This is a genomic window from Mesorhizobium album (assembly GCF_033977205.1).
GTDB lineage: Bacteria > Pseudomonadota > Alphaproteobacteria > Rhizobiales > Rhizobiaceae > Mesorhizobium > Mesorhizobium album.
Genome location: NZ_JAVIIW010000136.1, coordinates 1 through 1049 on the forward strand (window position 1 = coordinate 1; position 1049 = coordinate 1049).

Below are 1049 nucleotides of genomic sequence, written 5' to 3' on the forward strand. Positions count from 1 at the left end.
TGCCGCAACCGGCGCCCTGTATTCTTGGCCCGTGGTGAGCATGGCCCAGATGATGCGGGCGGTCTTGGCGGCCTGGGCGACGACGGCGACCTTGACCGGCCGCCTGGCCAGCAGGCCGCGAATCCAGGGCGAGCCCCTGTCGGGCTTGGCCCTGACCTGGCGCAGCCAGGAACTGGCGCCGAGAATGAGCAGCCTTCGCAGGTCCCTGTCGCCGGCACGGCTGATATGGCCTGTCAGCCTGTGCTTGCCGCCGGTGTCATGGCTCTTGCGGGTCAGGCCCAGCCAGGCGGCGAAGTCCCTGGCCGAGGCGAACTGGCGGCCGTCGCCGATGGCTGCGATGGTTGCATGCGCGATGATCGGGCCGACGCTCGGGATCGTCGTCAGCCGCAAGGCCGCCCGCTGCTGCCTGACCTGAGCCAGGATCTGCTTGTCCAGCTTGCCGATCTCGCCATCCAGCGCGCGCCATTGCCCGGCCAAGGGCACCAGACAGATCAACAGCGCGGCGGGGATGGCTTCATCGGCCGTCTCGATGCGCCGCAGCAGGGTCTCGATGCCCGCCGCCCCCTTGGCACTTGTCAGGCCCATCTCATAGAGCAGGCCACGCATGGCGTTGGCCAGTTGCGTGCGCTGGCGCACCAGAAGATCACGCGTGCGATGCAGCGCCCTGGCCCATTGCTGTTCGACCGTCTTGATCGGCACGAAGCGCATGTCGGGCCGGCTCACCGCCTCGCAACAGCCTTGCGCATCGCGGGCATCGTTCTTGTTGCGCGCAACATAGGGCTTCACATAGGCCGGCGGCATCAGCTTGACCTCGTGGCCGAGCGCGCTGAGCGTGCGGGCCCAATGATGGGCCGAGCCGCAGGCCTCCATGCCGATCAGCGCCGGCGGCTGTGCGGCGAAGAACTTCTCCACCTGCGCGCGGCGCAGCTGGCGCTGCACCACCACCTGCCCGCTCGCATCCACGCCGTGCACCTGGAACACATTCTTGGCCAGATCGATTCCAAATCTGATAGCTTGCATGACGGACGGTCTCCTCCGCTGGGGTTTCA

Annotated in this window: 1 protein-coding gene; it reads right to left on the bottom strand. The window is 67.7% G+C overall.

From position 1 onward, the window contains the following. On the bottom strand, nucleotides 1–1020 hold a 1020-nt coding region (locus tag RFN28_RS34585; protein WP_320291596.1), incomplete at its 3' end, for an IS110 family RNA-guided transposase. Nucleotides 1021–1049 lie beyond the last annotated feature (29 nt).